The sequence below is a fragment of the Pseudomonas sp. Irchel 3A7 genome (assembly GCF_900187565.1).
Lineage (GTDB): Bacteria > Pseudomonadota > Gammaproteobacteria > Pseudomonadales > Pseudomonadaceae > Aquipseudomonas.
Genome location: NZ_FYED01000002.1, coordinates 377858 through 396584, shown reverse-complemented (window position 1 = coordinate 396584; position 18727 = coordinate 377858). Strand labels below are relative to the sequence as shown.

Below are 18727 nucleotides of genomic sequence, written 5' to 3'. Positions count from 1 at the left end.
ATCGATGCGACGCTAACCATCGATCTGTTGCACAATACGCCCCGGACCGTTTTCCTCAGGATGTTCAATGTTTAAATCACTTCCCATGCGTGTTGCCGGGCTGGCGCTGGTGCTGGCCGCCGCGGCCGGGTGCTCGTCGAAGAAAGCCGCCATCTATGAGCATGAGAACTTCGACGACTCCGGAACATTCTCCCGTAACTACCCCGTGACTGATGTTCAGAGTTGCGAAGCTGCTCGTCGGGCCTTGCTGAGCCAGGGCTACATCATCACCAGCAGTGATCCGAAGCTGGTGAGCGGGCACAAGAGCTTCCAGCAGACCGGCGAGACCCACATGGAAATCAGTTTCAGTGTGGTCTGTGCCGATGACGGCAGCGCCGGGCATCACGCCACGGTGTTCGCCAACGCCTTGCAGGACCGTTATGCGCTGAAGAAGACCAATAACTCTGCCAGTCTCGGTGTCGGCGTGCTGGGTTCGGTCTCGATGCCGATCGGCTCTTCGGACGATTCGATGGTCAAGGTCGCGAGCGAAACCGTATCGTCGGCCAAGTTTTACGAGCGTTTCTTCGCCCTGGTCGAGCTGTTCCTGCCCAAGGAAGTGAAAGCAGCGGCCCATATCCCGGAGAAGCCGAAAGCCGATCTGGGCGTGCCTGAACCCAAGGCCACACCGGCCCCACTGGCCCCGGAAGCGGCGGCAGAGCCTGCCCCGGCTCCGCAAGCGACAACGACGCCGGCCGAAGCGGCTCCAGCGGCGTCCGAGCCGGTAGCACCGCCGCCTGAAGCCGCGCCGATTGCCGCCACTCCAAGCGCCGAGCCGGCGCCGGCCACGGAAACGATCACACCACCCGCCAACCCCAGCGACATCCCGCCTCCTTCGGAGCCGATTCAGGCCATGCCGATTACCGGGCAATGATTGGCGTTACGGGGCCAGGTGAATCCGCACCGGTCCCGCAGCTGCGGTAAAGATTGATCCGCGTCAAATACACCGCTGTCCTGCGCGCTGTATCGAAAAAATCCTGTGATAAATTCCTGACTGCCTGCTACGTTTTATCCAGTAGCGACGAAGCGTCGTGTCCGCGTCATTTTTCTTTCATGCGGGGACTTTATGCTCGGGGCACTGGTCATTTATTAAGACTTTTTCAATGAGTTGCGGGGGATTCGAAATGGACGATTATCAGGAAGAACTGCTCGAGTATCAGGCTTTTGAACTGGACCCGCTGGAGCCGGCGGAAGATGCTACAGAACTGTGAGCGTCAGGCGGATTGGCGGTGACTGCGACGAAACTCGCCGGGTGTCTGGCCAGTCCAGCGTTTGAAGGCACGTTGAAACGCTTCGGCTGAGGCAAAGCCCAGCAGGTAGGCGATTTCGCCGAACGCCAGTTCTGTATCGCGGATGTAGGTCATGGCCAGGTCGCGACGTGTGTCGTTGAGAATCGCGCGAAACTGCGTACCTTCTTCGGCCAGTTTGCGGCGTAGTGTCCAGACGGGCAGCTTCAGGCGTGCCGCCACTTCTTCCAGGTCGGGTTCCCGGCCACCATTGAGCAACGGCCCCAGCAACTGAATGATGCGTTCACGCAGGCTGCGGGTGCGTGTCAGTTGCTCCAGTTCCCGTTCACATAACATCAACAAGTGCCGCCACGTACTCGGACAGTGTTGCGGATTACGTTGGGCGAGGCTGGCCAGGCTCAGGCGCAATTGGTTGTGCTCGGCGCCAAACTGAATCGGGCAATCGCCCAGCATGTCGTAGGCCGCGTGGTAGTCAGGTGCTTCGAATTCGATATCGATACGTTCGGCGCGCAGCGGGGCAGGGCTCACGCTGGACAATTGCTGCAACCACCCGGCAATGATCGAATCCACTACGAAGCGGTTGTAGCTGTTGTAGGGACTGATGGAATAGAAGCGCAACCAGGCCCCCTGAGGGTCTTCGTGAAAGCTCGATTGACCGCGATAGTTGGAGCCATACAAGGCTTCAAAGCGAATCAGGCAGCGTGCCGCCTCGCGCACCGTCGGCGCCTGGGCAGCGGTGACGCCGGCCAGGCCGGCCTGGCTCAGGCGGCTGAGCTGCCCCATGCGCAAGCCGAGCGCCGGGTTTTCGGTCAACTGAATGGCACTGTGGCCCAGGCGCATGTAGCGCGGAATCGAGAGTCGGGCACCCGCTTCGCTGAGGCGCGCCGCATCAAGTCCATATTGTTCCAGCAGGGGCTGCGGGTCGACGCCATGGCTGCGCACGGCGTCGGCCAGGCTGTGGACGAAGCCGACCGATAGATCGCCCAGACGCATCGGCTGCGGTTTCATGGCTTACAACCACAGGTTCAGCAGGCGAGCGCCACGGGCGTTGCCGTCGGCGAAGTGCTGACCGTTGCTGCTGAGAAAACTCTGGCCGGCGCTGGCCTGATCCCAGAACTGTCCACGCAAGAACACGCTCATGCCGGCGATCGCCTGGCTGGACGGTGGTTGAGCGGTCAGGGTCAGGCGATGCCAGGCCTGGCCTTCGCTGATCTCCCCGGCCTTGAGACTGACGGAACCGGGTGTCGACGAGCCCTTGTAGCCACGCCACGGTTGATCCCAGGTGCCACGGCCGGCCACGAACGCCGGGACCGCGACAATCCGTGCCTGCTGATCGTCGAGCTTGCGATAGTTGTCCGGGTACCAACTGTCGCCGCCGATCAGCACGCCCAGGCGACCGGCCGGGGTATCGACGACGTTGAGGGTGTGCTCGCCATTGGCCTTGATCGCATCCTGATGTTCAAAAACCGGGTGCATCTGCCGCTGTGGCTGGCCGATCGGCACACCGTCACGGCCGAACACAACGCTGCTGTTGAACAGTGCGCCGCGACCGACTTTCAGGGTGCCGTCGATGATGCTGGGCTCGGGCAGCACGATGGAACCTGCCACCAACGTCACCTGAAACTCTTTCGCCAGGCCGCCGAACAGCGCCTGATACTCCTTGGCCATGCCTTTGGCTTTCATGCGCAAGTGGGTGTCATCCAGGCGACTGCCGCCCTCGGCACTGATCAACGCACGGACAAACTTCAACGGATTGCTCACGGCCAGCCAGTTCATGGCTTCCTTCAGCGTGGCGGCCTGGTACAACTCATCCTTTTCACCGCTGACCATCAGCCAGGTGCCGACGTGTTCGGGCAGTACCACGATGGTTTTGTCGTTGAGCAAGCCCTGTTCCCGGGCTTTGTGCAGGTAGGCCGCGAGTTTGCGGTGCAGGCGCTCGGGGCTTTGATAATCGGTGGGAAACAGCTCGGGCTGGATGCCCAACAGGTTGCCGCGGTCGGCGGGAGTGCCCTCATCGATCGCCAGATCGATCCGCAGGTCCGAGAGGTAATGGCCCACCGGGCGATCCGCGGCCCACATGGCGTAGGTCGTTAGAGCGGCGATCAACGCCATGGAGAAGGTCAGGTACAGAAGTTTGCGCATGGGAAAGCAGTCGACGGCCGTGTGCAGGGTTCGATGCCTAGGGTATGACCCATGCCGACGATTGCCAAGGGCTGCTGCGCATTTGGATCAATAAGTTGTCAGTTACGGTCATTGAGCACGCACTGGACTGCTCATAGTCTGTAACCCATGACAGAGGGGCGCCGCAGAGCGCCCACATTATTCCCGTGATCGTTCGATGTGGAGTTACCGATGACCGCCGCTCATTACCCGCACCTGTTGGCCCCGTTAGACTTGGGTTTTACGACGTTGCGCAACCGCACCCTGATGGGCTCGATGCACACCGGTCTTGAAGAAAAGCCCGGTGGCTTCGAGCGCATGGCGGCCTACTTCGCCGAGCGTGCCCGCGGCGGTGTCGGCCTGATGGTCACCGGCGGTATCGGTCCGAACGACGAGGGGGGCGTGTACTCGGGTGCGGCCAAGCTGACCACCGAAGAAGAAGCGCTCAAACATCAGATCGTGACTCGCGCGGTGCACGAGGCAGGCGGCAAGATTTGCATGCAGATCCTCCATGCGGGCCGTTATGCCTATAGCCCGAAGCAGGTCGCGCCAAGCGCGATTCAGGCGCCGATCAACCCGTTCAAGCCTAAAGAGCTGGACGAGGAAGGCATCGAGAAGCAGATTCGCGATTTCGTCACCTGCTCGACCCTGGCGCAACAGGCCGAGTATGACGGCGTCGAAATCATGGGTTCGGAAGGTTACTTCATCAACCAGTTCCTGGCCGCCCACACCAACCACCGCACCGACCGCTGGGGCGGCAGCTACGAAAACCGTATGCGCCTGCCGGTGGAAATCGTGCGCCGGGTCCGTGAAGCGGTCGGCCCGAACTTCATCATTATTTTCCGCCTGTCGATGCTCGACCTGGTGGAAGGCGGCAGCACCTGGGAAGAAATCGTGCAGTTGGCCAAGGCGATCGAGCAGGCCGGCGCGACGATCATCAACACCGGTATCGGCTGGCACGAAGCGCGGATTCCGACCATCGCCACCAAGGTTCCACGGGCGGCGTTCAGCAAGGTCACGGCCAAGCTGCGTGGTTCAGTGAACATTCCGCTGATTACCACCAACCGCATCAACACCCCGGAAGTCGCCGAGCAGATCCTCGCCGAAGGCGATGCCGACATGGTTTCCATGGCGCGGCCGTTCCTCGCCGACCCGGATTTCGTTAACAAGGCGGCTGAAGGTCGCGCTGATGAAATCAACACCTGCATCGGTTGCAACCAGGCGTGCCTGGACCACACCTTTGGCGGCAAGTTGACCAGCTGCCTGGTCAACCCGCGTGCCTGCCACGAAACCGAACTCAACTACCTGCCGGTACAACAGCTCAAGAAAATCGCCGTGGTCGGTGCGGGCCCTGCCGGTTTGTCCGCCGCGACCGTGGCTGCCGAGCGTGGCCATCAGGTGACGCTGTTTGATTCGGCCAGCGAAATCGGCGGTCAGTTCAACGTCGCCAAACGGGTGCCGGGCAAAGAAGAGTTTTATGAAACCCTGCGATATTTCGGCCGCAAACTGCAAACCACCCACGTCGAGGTGTGCCTGAACACCCGCGTGGATGTGGCGAAGCTGGTCGAGGGCGGTTACGACGAAATCATCCTGGCCACCGGCATTGCACCGCGGCTACCGGCGATTCCCGGCGTGGAGAATGCCAAGGTGCTGAGCTACCTGGACGTGCTGCTTGAGCGCAAACCGGTGGGCAAGCGTGTCGCGGTGATCGGCGCCGGTGGTATCGGTTTCGACGTCTCGGAATTCCTGGTTCACCAGGGCCAGGCCACCAGCCTGAACCGCGAAGCGTTCTGGAAAGAGTGGGGGATCGATACGCATCTTGAAGCGCGTGGTGGTGTCGCCGGGATCAAGGCGGCGCCCCATGCACCGGCCCGCGAAGTGTTCCTGCTGCAACGCAAGAAATCCAAGGTCGGTGATGGCCTGGGCAAGACCACCGGCTGGATTCACCGTACCGGTCTGAAGAACAAGCAGGTGCAGATGCTCAACAGCGTCGAATACCTGAAGATCGACGATGACGGCCTGCACATCCGCATCGGCGAAACCGGTGAACCGCAAGTGCTTCCGGTGGATAACATCGTGATCTGTGCCGGCCAGGACCCGTTGCGGGAGTTGCAGGACGGCCTGGTGGCAGCGGGGCAGAACGTGCATCTGATCGGCGGCGCGGACGTCGCGGCGGAGCTGGATGCCAAGCGGGCGATCAATCAGGGGTCGCGACTGGCGGCTGAGTTGTAATTCGCAGGCCAGGCGTGCCAATGGCTTTCGCGAGCAGGCTCGCTCCCACACTGGATCTTGGTAGCACCGAAGATCAAATGTGGGAGCGAGCCTGCTCGCGAAGGCGTCCTATAGGCGACTAGAATGCAGGCTCTTTATGAGCTGAATGACGCTGATGGTTTTTTCTCCTTCCGACTGGCTACCCAAAGCCCCCCTCAACCCCTTCCATCTCGACTGGCTAAAAACCGCCGGCATCGAAGTCGCCATCCTGCGCCTGGACCTGATCGACCCACTGATCAGCGGCAACAAGTGGTTCAAGCTCATCGAACATCTCAAGGCCGCCGACCAGTGCGGTGCCGAAGGCATCATCAGTCTGGGCGGGGCTCACTCCAATCACCTTCATGCGCTGGCGGCTGCCGGCAAGCGGTTTGGTTTTTCCACGGTCGGGCTGTTGCGCGGGCATGCTCAGGAAACACCCACGGTAAGGGATTTGCAGGCGTTCGGCATGCGTCTGCATTGGCTGGGTTATGGCGGCTATCGCGCGCGGCACCAAGCGGGTTTCTGGGAGCCGTGGCAGGCACAGTATCCCGGCCTGTTGGCGGTCCCGGAAGGGGGTGGCGGTTGGCAGGGCGCAAAGGGCTGCATGCAGCTCATGACCATGGTCCGCGAGCAACTGAACAGCCTGGAGTGGAGCGACTATGACGGTTGGTGGCTGGCCTGCGGAACGGGCACGACGCTCGCCGGCCTTGTACTGGCCGAAGCGGGCGAGCACAGGGTTTATGGTGCGCTGGCGGTGCCCGATGATCATGGCGTTGCTGAGCAGGTCGAGAACATCGTGGAAGAGGCGGGCGTAACGGCGCCGGATTATCAACTGTTCGACGCGAGTCGTGGCGGCTTTGCCAAAGTCGATCGGCTGTTACTCGAATTCATCGAGCAGACCGAACAAGTCACTGGCGTTCCCCTGGAACCGCTGTACACCGCAAAAGCGCTGCTGGCGCTCAGAGAGCAAGTCGAGGCGGGGACATTTGCCCGTGGCACGCGGCTGGTCTTTATCCATACCGGCGGCTTGCAGGGGCGACGGGGGTTCAGTCTACCAGCCTGAAAAGCACTGCAATCCCCTGTGGGAGCGAGCCTGCTCGCGAAGGCGGTGTGTCAGACATATCAATGCTGATTGACACGACCTCTTCGCGAGCAGGCTCGCTCCCACATTGGATCTGTGGTGGTTTCAGGTATCGCGGCTCACCCGCTTGGGCATCATCCGCATCAACGTGTTATCACCCACCACATAGTGGTGATATAGCCCGGCCACGGCATGCAGGCCGATCAGCCAGTAACCGATGGTGCCACCGAGCACATGCCAGCCCTGGAGCTCCTTGGCCCATTCCTTGTTCTCGGCCACCGGCATCGGCAGGTCGAGGCCGTAGAACATCACTTGATTGCCTTTGGCGCTGGTGACCAGCCAGCCAAGCATTGGCATGGCAATCATGAAAATGTACAGCGCCCAGTGCATCAGCCTGGCCAACGCCGTCTGCCATTGAGGCGAAGCCGGGAAGATTTGCGGCGCCGGGCCGAGGCTGCGGGCGAACAACCGTACCCAGACCAGGACGAACACGGTCAGGCCGAGCATGAAGTGCGATTCGACGATCAGCGTTCGCCCGCCACTGCCCTTGGGAAAGAGGCCGCGAAGTTCGATGCAGGCGTAAACCAGCGCCAGCAGGACCAGCATCAACCAATGCAGCGCGATCGAAACGGTGCTGTAGCGTGAAGCGGAATTCTTCCACGGCATCCGGCGTTCCTCACAGGTCAGGTCAAGCCACCGTTCTTGGTCGACGATGTGCCTTAACTGTAATCCGGTTTCAACGCATTTGCCTGAGACTATTGGTCGCTGGGTGCTCTGGTTCAGGGAATTGACAGAACAAGCGGACCGTTTTTGTGGGAGCGAGCCTGCTCGCGAAAGCGGTGTGTCAGACGTCTTGATGTTGACTGACACGGCCGCTTCGCGAGCAGGTAGGGTGGTGAATCAGTTGGTCTGTGGCATCTCGCCGTTGGCCAGGCGTTTGTTGATGTCGGCGATCACTTCCGGCAGGTCAGTGATGGTGTCGATCATGTAGTGCGGCCGCGAGCCTTCGAACATCCGGTGGATGCGTTTGCGCTCGCTGTCCAGTTTGTCGCTGCCCAGCGCACGATAGCCCTCGTAGTCCAGGCCCAGCGCGTTGCCCGAGCAGATCAACGCCACGGTCCACATACCCGCGCGGCGACCTTCGAGAATGCCCGGCACGGTGTCGTCGATCTTCACGCAGGCGGCGACGTCGTCGATGCCCAGGGCGATCACGTTGGCCAGGGCCTGGGCCGGCCATGGGCGGCCATTGGGCACTTCGTCGGTGGCGACCACGTGGTCGGCGATGTAACCGTTGGTGGCGGCCAGTTCGACCACCTTGTCCATGACCTGCTTCGGGTAGCCGGAGCAGGAACCGATCTTGATTCCTTGCCGGCGCAGGTTGGCGATAGTGTCCAGGGCACCCGGAATCAGTGCGGAATGCTCGGCGATTTTCTCGATCTGCAGCGGCATGAAGCGCTGGTAGATGGCGGTGACGTCATCGTCGGTCGGCGTGCGGCCGAACACTTTGCGATATCGCTCGGCGACTTCAGGTTGATCGCACAGGGTGCGGATGTGGTCCCACTTGCCCATGCCCATCGGGCCACGGGCTTCGTCGATGGAAACCTGGACGTCGAATTCGGCGAAGGCTTCGACAAAAATCTGCGTTGGTGCGAAAGAACCGAAATCGACCACGGTGCCGGCCCAGTCGAGGATGGCGGCCTGGAGTTTGGTTGGGTTGGTGTAGTTCATGGTGATCAAATTCCTGTTAGTACAAGCTATTCGAGAGTTCGGTTGACCTGTGGGAGCGGGCTTGCCCGCGATGAGGCCTGTTCAGTCGACATCGAGGGTGAATGTCAGACCGCTATCGCGGGCAAGCCCGCTCCCACAGAGATCGAGGTGGTTTAGATTTCGAGCACTTCCATCTCGCGCAACACTTCGCCGATGGCTGCCACGGCCTCACGCATTTCGGCCGGTTGGACATGGCCGATGCAACCGACACGGAAGGTTTCGACCTGGGTCAGTTTGCCGGGGTAGAGGATGTAGCCCTTGGCCTTGACCCGTTCGTAGAATTCCTTGAACTGGTAGCGCGGGTCTTTCGGGGCGTGGAAGGTGGCGATGATCGGTGCCTGGATCGCGGCCGGAAGAAAGCTGCGCAGCCCCAGCCTGGCCATCTCTTCCATCAGTGCCTGGCAGTTGGCGGCATAACGCGCATGCCGGGCCGGCAGGCCGCCTTCTTCGTTGTATTGCAGCAGGGCTTCGTGCAGCGCCGCGACCACGTGGGTCGGCGGGGTGAAGCGCCACTGCCCGGTTTTCATCATGTAGGCGTGTTGGTCGAAAAGGTCCATCGCCAGGGAATGCGAGTTGCCGGCGGCGTTGGCCAGGGCTTGCTTGCGAGCGAAGACAAAACCCATTCCCGGCACGCCTTCCAGGCATTTGCCGGAAGCGGCGATCAGCGCGTCAAACGGCACCTGTTGCGCATCCACCGGCAGGGCGCCGAAGGAACTCATGGCGTCGATGATCAGACTTTTGCCGTGTTGCTCGACGACCTGGGCGATTTCCGGCAGCGGGTTGAGGATGCCGGTGCTGGTTTCGCAGTGGATCAACGCAACATGGGTGATGCCGACATCGGCCAGCAGCAGGCGGTCGACGTCGGCGGCGGTGGTCGGTTCGTCTTCGGCGGTTTCGAAGGTGCTGAACGAGCGGCCGAGCACTTCGCAGATTTTCGCCAGGCGTTTGCCGTAGGCGCCGTTGATCAGTACCAGGACTTTGCCATCGCGAGGCACGAGGGTGCCGATGGCCGCTTCCACCGCGAAGGTGCCGCTGCCTTGCAGGGGCACGCAATGGTGGCTGGCGGCACCGTTGATGATCGCCAGCAGTTGTTCGCAAAGGCTGGCGGTCAGTTGATTGAAGCGGTCATCCCATGAACCCCAGTCAACCATCATCGCCTGACGGGTGCGGAGCGACGTGGTCAACGGGCCGGGGGTGAGCAGGATGGGTGCGGCAGTACTCATTCTCGTGTCCTCGTAATCGATGGGCTGAAGCTACGGGGCTTAAATTGCAATTTGCCGAGTTATCAATCAAATTGTTTGTTGTTATGCCAGCCATCAGTGAGGGTTATTCATGAACCTGTTTCAGCTCCGCGCCTTCGATGCCGTGGCCCGCGAGGGCAGCTTCACCCGGGCGGCCGCCCGGCTGTTCATCAGCCAGCCGGCGGTCACTGGGCATATCAAGGCACTGGAAGAGCACTACCAGATCACCTTGTTACGCCGCACGGCGCGACGGGTGGAGCTGACGGAAGAGGGCACCAAACTGGCGGCGATCACCCGGGCGATGTTCGGCCTGGCCGAAGAAGCGCAGGTGATGCTGGAAGCCAACCGGCAGTTGCTCACCGGGCGCCTGGAAGTGGCGGCGGACGGTCCGCACATGGTCATGCCGATGCTGGCGAGCCTGCGCGCGCGTTACCCGGGGATCACCGTGAACTTGCGTCTGGGCAATGCCCAGGAAACCCTGGCGGCGCTGTTGTCCGAGCATGCCGATGTGGCGGTGCTGACTGAAGTCGAACCGCGCAAGGGCCTGCACCTGCAAGCTTTGAGCGAATCACGCATTTGCGCGCTGGTGCCGGACGGGCATCCGTGGGCGCGCAGGACCAAGGGCGTACCGCTCAAGGAACTGGACCAGGTGATCATGGTGTTGCGTGAGCCGACCTCGATCACCCGGCGTACTTTCGATGAGGCCTGTGCCCGGGCCAACGTGAATCCACGGGTGTTGCTGGAGCTGGACAGTCGCGAAGCGGTGACCGAGGCGGTGGCGGCGGAGTTGGGGGTGGGCGTGGTGTCGTCGGTGGAAGTCAGCCACGATCCGCGAGTGGCGGCGGTGCCGCTCATTGGCGAGGGTCTGGTGAACCGGCACATGATGGGGTGCATGGAGCGGCGGCGGGAGTTGCGGCTGATACAGGCGTTTTTCGGGTTGGCGTCAGACAAGTAGACCGCGGTGCAGCCTTCGCGAGCAGGCTCGCTCCCACAAGGTTATGTGTGCGCCGCAGACCCCGTGTGGGAGCGAGCCTGCTCGCGAAGGGGCCGGACCGGCCTACACAAGACTCTCGCGCACCATCTCCAGAAACGTCGCCACGATCCGCCGCGAACTCTGCTCGCGCAAGCACACCAGCGTCTCGGTCAACCGCCGTTTGCAATCGGTGATCGGCAACGCGCACACCCTGGAATCGGCACCGAATTCGGCAGCCGAGACCACCCCCACGCCAATCCCCACCACCACCGCCTCACGCGCGGCTTCGCGACCTTCAACCTCAATGGCCGGGCGAATACGAAACCCGGCACCGGCCATTTCTTCTTCCAGGGTCTGGCGGGTCACCGAGCCGATTTCCCGCAATACCAGCGGCGTGTCGTCCAGGTCCGCCAGGCAGATGGATTCGCGGTCGGCCCAGGGATGATTGCGTGAGACGAACGCCACCATCGGATCGTTGCGCAGCGGCAGGGAGATCAGGCGTTCGTCGCTGACTTCCCGGCCCAGCAGTGCGAGGTCAGCCTGGTAGTTGAACAGCCGGAACAACGACTCATCGGTGTTGCCGGTTTCGATCTTCACGCTGATGCCGGGGTAGCGTTCACAGAACCGGGCGATCTGCGGTAGCACATGCACCGGCGCATCCACCGCCAGAATCAGGCTGCCGGTCTGCAAGGCCTGGGAGTCCTGCAACAGCTCCTGGGCCTCGGCCTCGATCACGAACAGTTTCTGGGTGACACCCAGCAAGCGCTCACCCAGGTCGGTCAGGCGCACCGAGCGTTTGTTGCGGTGGAACAACAACACGCCGTAGCGCTCTTCGAGTTTGCGCACCTGATCGGAAATCGCCGGTTGCGTGAGAAACAGCCGTTCAGCGGCTTTGGTGAAGCTTCCGTAGATGGCCACGGCGTGGAAGGCTTTGAGCTGGGCGTGGGAAACCGACATCGAACCTCCAGTAACAAGCTGAGCTTATTTTTGAAATACGATAAATCGATTTCACTTATTAATCAGTAATTGTTTTTATCCACCTCAGCCGCGGTGACTGGGCAGTCGAACAGTCGCTCATGGCCATGAGCCTGTGCGTGCAACAGCAGGACTCATCTGACCGGAATCGCCCAGAGGGACAAGGGGATTTCGCAGTGCTCAACAATAAAAACACAGGCGTTTTCTTCCAATTCTGCCGGCACACTCACACCCTGAGGTCAGAACCACAATGAACAAGCACATCGGCACCATCAAGCGTTGGCGCGTGCAGATCTTCGCGATCACCTGGCTCGCCTACGCCGCTTTCTACTTCACCCGCAAAGCGTTTTCCGTGGCCAAGCTCGGGATCGGCGAAGACCCGACATTCACCCTCGACAAAATGGCCATGGCCAACCTCGACGCCATTTACCTCACCGCTTACGCCATTGGCCAGTTCACCTGGGGCATTCTGGCCGACCGTTTCGGCCCGCGGGTGGTCGTGCTCGGCGGGTTGCTGATTTCTGCGGCCGCCGCGCTGGTGATGGGCAGTTTCGCCACGTTGCCGATCTTCGCCACCTGCATGCTGATCCAGGGGCTGGCGCAATCCACGGGATGGTCGGGGCTGTGCAAGAACCTTGGCAGTTTCTTTCCCGCCCAGCAGCGCGGGCAGGTGCTGGGTCTGTGGAGTTCCTGCTACGCCTTTGGCGGTCTGGTGGCCTCGCCGTTTGCCGGATGGTGGGCGTACACGCTGATCGGTTCGTGGCACGCGGCGTTCATTTCCAGTGCGGCGGTGGTCGGGTTTGTCGCGGTGCTGTTCTTCATTTTTCAACGTAACAAACCCGAAGACGTGGGCTTGCCGGCCGTGGAGCCGGAACCCGAGTTGACCGCTGAACAAGCGCACACCCAAAGCAAAATCAGCGTCCTGGAGCCGTTCAAGGAAATCCTGCGCAACCGCACCGTGCTGGTACTGGGCCTGGCGTACTTCATGTTGAAACCGGCGCGCTACGCGATTCTGCTCTGGGGGCCGGTGATCGTTTTCGAACAGATGCCACAGGTGGGCAAGGTGGGCGCGGCGATCATTCCCACCGCGTTCGAACTGGCCGGGTTGCTCGGGCCGATCCTGATCGGCCTGGCCTCGGACAAGCTTTTCGGCGCCCGCCGCATGCCGGCCTGCGTGATCAGCCTGTTGGCGCTGACGGTGTCACTGGCGTTGTTCATGGGGGCGCTGAATACCGGCAGCGTGTTGCTGGTGGTGGCGCTGCTCTTTGTCATGGGCCTGACGCTCTACGGACCGGATTCGATGATCAGCGGCGCGGCCGCCATCGATTTCGGCACCGCCAAGGCCGGCGCCACGGCAGCGGGTTTCGTCAACGGCTGCGGTTCGGTCGGGGCGATTCTCGGCGGGTTGCTGCCGGGCTACTTCGACACCGTGACCGTCTTCATTGTCTTTGCCGGCTGCGCGATGTTCTCCGCGCTGGTGTTGATCCCGCACTGGAACAGCCGCCCCGGCGGCCTGAAAACCAACTATCCGTTCGTGCCTAACCGGCCGATGACCGTAAAACCCCTGCGCACCTGAACCCCGCCCCTGAACCCAGCCCCTCGCGGCCTGCTGCGTGCGGGGCTGTTGTGTGGGCATCTGAACCGGAGATCGATCCCATGAGACCCTTTTGGCTGGACCAGGCCCTGAAGGCTGAAACGTGCGAAACCTGTCCGCCACTGCAAGGCGATGTTCGCGCCGACGTGTGCATTGTCGGCGGCGGCTACACCGGGTTGTGGACCGCGATCATGCTCAAGGAGCAGAACCCGGAACTGGAGGTGCGGCTGATCGAAGCGGACATCTGCGGCGCCGGTGCCAGCGGGCGCAACGGTGGTTGTGCGTTGTCGTGGTCGGCCAAATACTTCACCCTTGAGCGGCTGTTCGGCGTCGAAGAAGCCGTGCGACTGGTCAAGGAATCAGAGCGCAGCATCCACGCTATCGGTGCCTTCTGCGAGCAGTACGCGGTGGATGCCGATTATCGTCTCGACGGTACCCTCTATACCGCGACCAACCGCGCCCAGGTGGGCTCGACCGACGCCGTGATTGCGGCGCTGGAACGCAATGGCATCAATTCGTTCAGCCAACGGCCGTTGGCCGATGTGCAGCGCATGGCCGGTTCCAGCAAGCACCTGGAAGGCTGGTTTTCTCCGGCGGCCGCCAGCGTGCAGCCGGGGAAACTGGTGCGCGGCTTGCGTCGAGTGGCCCTGCAACTGGGGGTGAAAATTCATGAGAACACCGCCATGACCGGGCTCGAGGAAGGCAAACGGGTGGGGATACAAACCGCGAGCGGCATCATTCGCGCGGACCGGGTGGTGCTGGCGATGAACGCCTGGATGGCCCGGGCATTCCCCCAGTTCGAGCGCAGCGTGGCGATCGTTTCCAGCGACATGCTGATCACTGAACCCCGGCCTGACCTGCTCGATGAAATCGGTTTGACCAGTGGTGTGACGGTGCTCGATTCGCGGATCTTCGTGCACTACTACCACAACACGCCTGACGGCCGGATCATGCTCGGCAAGGGTGGTAACACTTTCGCCTATGGCGGGCGCATATTGCCGGTGTTCGATCAGCCGTCGCCTTATGCCGGCCTGTTGCAAAGCAGCCTGGCGGATTTCTTCCCGGCCTTCGCCGACGTCAAGGTCGAGGCGACCTGGAACGGTCCGTCGGATCGTTCGGTCACGGGGCTGCCGTTCTTCGGACAAATGAGTGCCAGTGGCAACGTGTTCTACGGTTTCGGCTACTCCGGCAGCGGGGTTGGTCCGTGCCATATGGGCGGACAGATTCTCGCTTCGATGGTCCAGGGGCTCGACAACCCGTGGACCCGTTCGCCACTGGTGAACGGGCCGCTGGGTTTTTTCCCGCCGGAGCCGATTCGTTACCTCGGTTCGTTGATGGTCCGCAACGCCATCCGCCGCAAGGAGCGCGCCGAGGATCACGGGCGTCGGCCACGGCACCTGGACGTGCGCCTGGCGAAGTTCGCGGCGGCGGCCGGCAAGGCTGACAAGGGCTGAGTCGAGGCTCAGAGCTTCAAGCTTCAAGCTTCAAGCTTCAAGCTTCAAGTTTGCGGGTTTTGCTTTTGCTTTTGCTTGCAGCTTGCAGCTTGCAGCTAATCAATCAACGTCCGTCGGGTCGATCAGCCAGTCGAGCAGCAAGCGGGATTCGCCCTGCAGCACCCGGGAGCGGACAGGTCGAGGTGCAGGGCGTTGCCCCAGGCTTGCGCAAAACACTGGCCGGTCGGCGTTGCCGTCAAGGAAACTGACCAGCCCGTCACTGCCGGCCAATGGCAGGGCGGACGGATCAAAGCTGTTATCTGCCGAGGCCAGCGCTATCGGTACCCACAGATCGCCGGGTTCCTCGGGATCAGCGTCAGTCGTGGGCCACAGACTGACCTGTATTCGGCCTCGGTCATCCAGCATTGCCGGTTGCCCGGCAGGGCCGCATACCCGGGCAGGCTGATAACCGGGGATCCCCGGCCTGGTCTGTTCGAGTGCCGGGCGGAATACCGATGCCCAGGGGATGGCGGTGAACTGATTGCGGTAACGCGGCGGCGGGCCGGGCGTATCCGGCGCCAGAATCGAGTTCTGTTGCCCCTGATGCCGGGCCTGGGTCACCAGCCATTGATCGTTGAAGCCTGAAAGCGGATGTTCCGCTACCTGGACGATACAGGCGCTGCGTAGTTCGGGGTGATTGCTTTGGCCATGGATCTGCATCTGTCGGCAACGCAGGCGTTCCAGATGCCGGCGGGCAAGTTGATCGCGATGGCGCTGTTCGATCGCGGGGCGGGGCAAGGGTGGTATTGCCGGAGCAAAGGGGTGATTGGCCGCGCTGTCGTCGCACACCGCTGCGCCACGGGTCTTGGCGTCCAGTCGCAGGGACGGGGAGTGCGCATCATGACGCTGGAACAGTTCGCTGAGGGTCGGTGGGCCGCCTGCCGCAGGCGTATCGCTGCTGAACGTCATTAGCAACGGCTCCTGCGGGAAGCTCAGGCTGTCTTCAGCGAAAACCAGCACATGACCGTCGCGATGATGCTCAAAGTGATAGTGGATGCCTTCTTCCTCGCACAGCCGTTGCAGCAGGGCCAGGTCGGTTTCCTCGTACTGTATGCAAAACGGCCGCAGCGGGTACTGTCCGGTCGCCAGTTCAAAGCGATAGCTGCTGTCGGGCAGATCATGTTCCTCCAGTAACTGACGCAGGATCATGGGCACGCTGAGGTGTTTAAAGATCCGCCGGGCCCGGTACTGGTCCAGCGCTTGCAACGCGGGCACCAGCACCAGCTTGTAGCGGATCCGGTGCGGCCCTTGATGTTCACGGCTGACGCTGTGCAGCACGCCATGAAAACCCGGACCCTGGCCCGGATTCAGGAGTGCCGGTTGTTGCAGCAAGCGTTCGAGGGGCAGGGCCGGTGCCAGGCCGAGTACTTCGATGTCGAATCGATAGGGCTGGTTAAGGGCCTCAAGACCGCTGAACTGCACCACCTGCAAACTCAAGTTGTCGTCGAGGAGGGTCAGGGTGAAGGGACTTTCCTTGTCGTTGTGCATCGAATGCTTCTGCCATGGAGTACGGGTGCAGAGGGTACGAAACCGCAGCGTTGTATAGTCATCGCAAACCGAAGTTTCAGAATCGCCCTACAACGGTCGGTGAAGATGTCGATCCCGGGAACCGCTGGGTACGTCATGATTTTTTGGTCGATTGCCAACTTTAGGCCGTATAAACTTGGCGCCATGCGTCGGCCAATAGATGTCTCGGCGCCATAGACAAGAGAGTGAGTAATGGGCGCACAGTGGAAGGTTAAACACAAAGAAGCGGCAGCCAATGCCAAGGGCAAGATCTTCGGCAAACTGGTGAAGGAAATCACCATTGCTGCGCGCAATGGCGCTGATGTCGCTACCAACGCACACCTGCGCCTGGTGGTTGAACAGGCCAAGAAAGCTTCGATGCCCAAGGAAACCCTGGATCGCGCCATCAAGAAAGGCGCGGGTTTGCTGGGCGAAACCGTGCAATACCATCGCGTGACCTACGAAGGCTTCGCGCCACATCAGGTGCCGCTGATCGTCGAATGCGTAACCGACAACATCAACCGCACCGTTGCTGAAATCCGCGTGGCGTTCCGCAAGGGCCAGTTGGGCGCTTCCGGTTCGGTGGCCTGGGATTTCAACCATGTCGGCATGATCGAAGCGTCCCCGGACACCCCGGATGCCGATCCGGAAATGGCCGCCATCGAAGCCGGCGCCCAGGATTTCGAACCCGGTGAAGAGGGCGCGACCCTGTTCCTGACCGATCCTGCTGACCTCGATGCGGTACAGAAAGCCCTGCCAGAGCAAGGTTTCACTGTATTGTCGGCCAAACTGGGCTACCAGCCGAAGAACCCGGTCAGCGGCCTGAGCGACGAGCAGATGGCTGAAGTCGAAGCCTTCCTCGAAGGCCTCGATAACCATGACGACGTGCAGGACATGTTTGTCGGTTTGGCGGGTTAATTTGTTGCTTCAGTGACACCGCCTTCGCGAGCAGGCTCGCTCCCACACTGGTTCCGTGTTGGACACAAAATGTGTGACCGGCATGGATCTACTGTGGGAGCGAGCCTGCTCGCGAAGCAGTCACTGACTATCAAGTCGTTGCAAAACTTCGCCAAACCCCGGCCGCGCCAGCACATCCGGCTGACAGCAACGCTCCCGCAGATCCTCAAGCGCCAGTCGCTGTTCTTCGCTCAACCCCGAATCGATCCGCTCCAGTAATTCCCCCAGCAGAACCCCGAACGCCCTCACTTCGATCCGTTGCAGCGCGCGGCTTTCAAGGTTGTCCGCGGTGTCGTGGAAAGACGCCGCGCCAAAGTCGCCCAGCAGACAATCGCCGTGCTCGTTCCACAGAATGTTGTGACCATAGAGGTCGCCGTGGGTGATGCCCTGGTGGTGCAAGTGGCCGGCTACCGAAGCGATGCCACGGGCGATACGCAGGGCGACATCGGCAGTGAAGCGGGTGTCGTCGGCGTAAACGTCGCGACTGCAGGATGCGAGGCTCGGCAGGCCGGCGAGGTTGCGGTAGCTCGGCTCGATCAACTGCATGACCAGCCCGGCTGTTTGCTGCGGGTGGTCGACGATCCGGCCTTCAACGCGGATCAGGTTGGGGTGTGTGCCGGCGGTGATACAGGCGTTCATTTCATGCAAAGGCGAGCCATCGCTGGTCATTTCGCCTTTGTAGAGTTTGACGGCAACCTGCGTGTCCGATTGTCCAGGTCGCGTCCATGTCGCCCGATGAATCACTCCGGAAGCGCCTTCGCCCAGTGTTTGCGCCATGTGCAGCGCCGACCAGGGAATGCTCGCGGTAGCTTCAAGGGCGGCTTCGGTTTCCAGCGGGTTGCCGGCGTAGGCCAGCCAGGTCAGGCTCGGCAGGCACAGCAACCATTCGGGCAACGTGGTCAGGCGGTTGGCAGCGATACGGATCAGCTCGAGCCGATGGCAGTCACGCAAACTGTCGGGCAAGCGCTCCAGGCGGTTGCCCGCCAGCATGAGTTTTTGCAGGTAGGGGCGTTCACCCAGTTCGGTCGGCAGCTCGCTGACACGGTTGTCGGTCAGGATCAACCAGCGCAGCAACGGCGGCAGCGCCTCCCCGGGTACGCGTTCGATGCGGTTGGCCTTGAAGCCGACCATGGTCAGCGCCGCGCATTGACCCACGCAGGCAGGCAGTTCGGTGAATTGGTTGTCGGAGCAAAACAGCACGCGCAGTCGAGTCAGGCGGTGCAAGTCATCCGGCAAGCTGCTCAAGGCGTTGCCGCTGAGGTTGAGCACTTCCAGAGTGTCTGCCAGGTCGAAGATTTCCCGGGGGAACGCTGTCAGGCCGCAACTGAGGTCCAGGCGAGTGATGCCTGCCAGCGTGCCGGCGCGCAGTTGTGCAAGGGTGTGCATGAACGGGGTTCGCTATCGGTCGAATGAATGGGCGGAATGATAGCGGGAAAGCTTCGGTGTC

At 61.6% G+C, this 18727-nt stretch carries 15 protein-coding genes; 7 read left to right on the top strand and 8 right to left on the bottom strand.

Annotated features, from left to right (window positions below):
* Window positions 1-67 precede the first annotated feature (67 nt).
* Complete coding sequence (locus tag CKW21_RS04365) at window positions 68-910, top strand: DUF2242 domain-containing protein (protein WP_095192787.1); 843 nt, start codon at window positions 68-70, stop codon at window positions 908-910.
* Window positions 911-1250: 340 nt separating this feature from the next.
* Here the strand turns inward: CKW21_RS04365 and CKW21_RS04360 are convergent, their stop codons facing one another.
* Together CKW21_RS04360 and CKW21_RS04355 are read right to left on the bottom strand one after the other, a co-directional pair.
* Entirely contained in the window at window positions 1251-2291 is a 1041-nt protein-coding gene (locus CKW21_RS04360) for an AraC family transcriptional regulator (RefSeq protein WP_095192786.1), read from the bottom strand.
* 3 nt (window positions 2292-2294) lie between these two features.
* The gene (locus tag CKW21_RS04355; protein WP_095192785.1) at window positions 2295-3425 is read right to left on the bottom strand and encodes a carbon-nitrogen hydrolase family protein; all 1131 of its coding nucleotides are present in this window, start codon (window positions 3423-3425) and stop codon (window positions 2295-2297) included.
* Window positions 3426-3635: 210 nt separating this feature from the next.
* Between CKW21_RS04355 and CKW21_RS04350 the strand changes: the two genes are divergently transcribed.
* Both CKW21_RS04350 and CKW21_RS04345 read left to right on the top strand, forming a co-directional pair.
* Window positions 3636-5675 (top strand): FAD-dependent oxidoreductase, encoded by a 2040-nt coding sequence (locus tag CKW21_RS04350; RefSeq protein WP_095192784.1) that lies wholly within the window; start codon window positions 3636-3638, stop codon window positions 5673-5675.
* A 154-nt stretch (window positions 5676-5829) separates the two neighbouring features.
* A complete protein-coding gene (locus CKW21_RS04345) occupies window positions 5830-6756 on the top strand; it encodes a 1-aminocyclopropane-1-carboxylate deaminase/D-cysteine desulfhydrase (RefSeq protein ID WP_095192887.1) in 927 nt (308 codons plus the stop codon).
* A gap of 123 nt (window positions 6757-6879) precedes the next feature.
* Here CKW21_RS04345 and CKW21_RS04340 read toward each other — a convergent pair whose 3' ends face one another.
* The 3 genes from CKW21_RS04340 to CKW21_RS04330 all read right to left on the bottom strand — a co-directional run bounded on the left by CKW21_RS04340 (window position 6880) and on the right by CKW21_RS04330 (window position 9764).
* The gene (locus tag CKW21_RS04340; protein WP_095192783.1) at window positions 6880-7440 is read right to left on the bottom strand and encodes a cytochrome b; all 561 of its coding nucleotides are present in this window, start codon (window positions 7438-7440) and stop codon (window positions 6880-6882) included.
* A gap of 234 nt (window positions 7441-7674) precedes the next feature.
* Window positions 7675-8502, bottom strand: coding sequence for a phosphonoacetaldehyde hydrolase (gene phnX / locus CKW21_RS04335; RefSeq protein WP_095192782.1), 828 nt, complete (start codon window positions 8500-8502; stop codon window positions 7675-7677).
* Window positions 8503-8654: 152 nt separating this feature from the next.
* The gene (locus CKW21_RS04330; RefSeq protein WP_095192781.1) at window positions 8655-9764 is read right to left on the bottom strand and encodes a 2-aminoethylphosphonate--pyruvate transaminase; all 1110 of its coding nucleotides are present in this window, start codon (window positions 9762-9764) and stop codon (window positions 8655-8657) included.
* A gap of 109 nt (window positions 9765-9873) precedes the next feature.
* Here CKW21_RS04330 and CKW21_RS04325 point away from each other — a divergent pair, with 109 nt between their 5' ends.
* Window positions 9874-10737, top strand: coding sequence for a LysR substrate-binding domain-containing protein (locus tag CKW21_RS04325; protein ID WP_095192780.1), 864 nt, complete (start codon window positions 9874-9876; stop codon window positions 10735-10737).
* Between the two features lie 102 nt (window positions 10738-10839).
* Here CKW21_RS04325 and CKW21_RS04320 read toward each other — a convergent pair whose 3' ends face one another.
* Entirely contained in the window at window positions 10840-11712 is an 873-nt protein-coding gene (locus tag CKW21_RS04320) for a LysR family transcriptional regulator (RefSeq protein WP_095192779.1), read from the bottom strand.
* Between the two features lie 268 nt (window positions 11713-11980).
* Between CKW21_RS04320 and CKW21_RS04315 the strand changes: the two genes are divergently transcribed.
* Complete coding sequence (locus CKW21_RS04315) at window positions 11981-13306, top strand: MFS transporter (protein ID WP_095192778.1); 1326 nt, start codon at window positions 11981-11983, stop codon at window positions 13304-13306.
* 80 nt (window positions 13307-13386) lie between these two features.
* Window positions 13387-14778 carry an FAD-dependent oxidoreductase gene (locus tag CKW21_RS04310; protein ID WP_095192777.1) on the top strand — a complete coding sequence of 464 codons (1392 nt, stop codon included), beginning with the start codon at window positions 13387-13389 and terminating at the stop codon, window positions 14776-14778.
* Between the two features lie 99 nt (window positions 14779-14877).
* On the opposite strand, the gene CKW21_RS04305 is transcribed toward CKW21_RS04310, so the two are convergent.
* Complete coding sequence (locus CKW21_RS04305; protein ID WP_095192776.1) at window positions 14878-16305, bottom strand: type VI secretion system Vgr family protein; 1428 nt, start codon at window positions 16303-16305, stop codon at window positions 14878-14880.
* A 231-nt stretch (window positions 16306-16536) separates the two neighbouring features.
* Here CKW21_RS04305 and CKW21_RS04300 point away from each other — a divergent pair, with 231 nt between their 5' ends.
* The gene (locus tag CKW21_RS04300) at window positions 16537-17241 is read left to right on the top strand and encodes a YebC/PmpR family DNA-binding transcriptional regulator (protein WP_095192775.1); all 705 of its coding nucleotides are present in this window, start codon (window positions 16537-16539) and stop codon (window positions 17239-17241) included.
* Window positions 17242-17361: 120 nt separating this feature from the next.
* On the opposite strand, the gene CKW21_RS04295 is transcribed toward CKW21_RS04300, so the two are convergent.
* Window positions 17362-18666 carry a leucine-rich repeat-containing protein kinase family protein gene (locus CKW21_RS04295; RefSeq protein WP_095192774.1) on the bottom strand — a complete coding sequence of 435 codons (1305 nt, stop codon included), beginning with the start codon at window positions 18664-18666 and terminating at the stop codon, window positions 17362-17364.
* Window positions 18667-18727 lie beyond the last annotated feature (61 nt).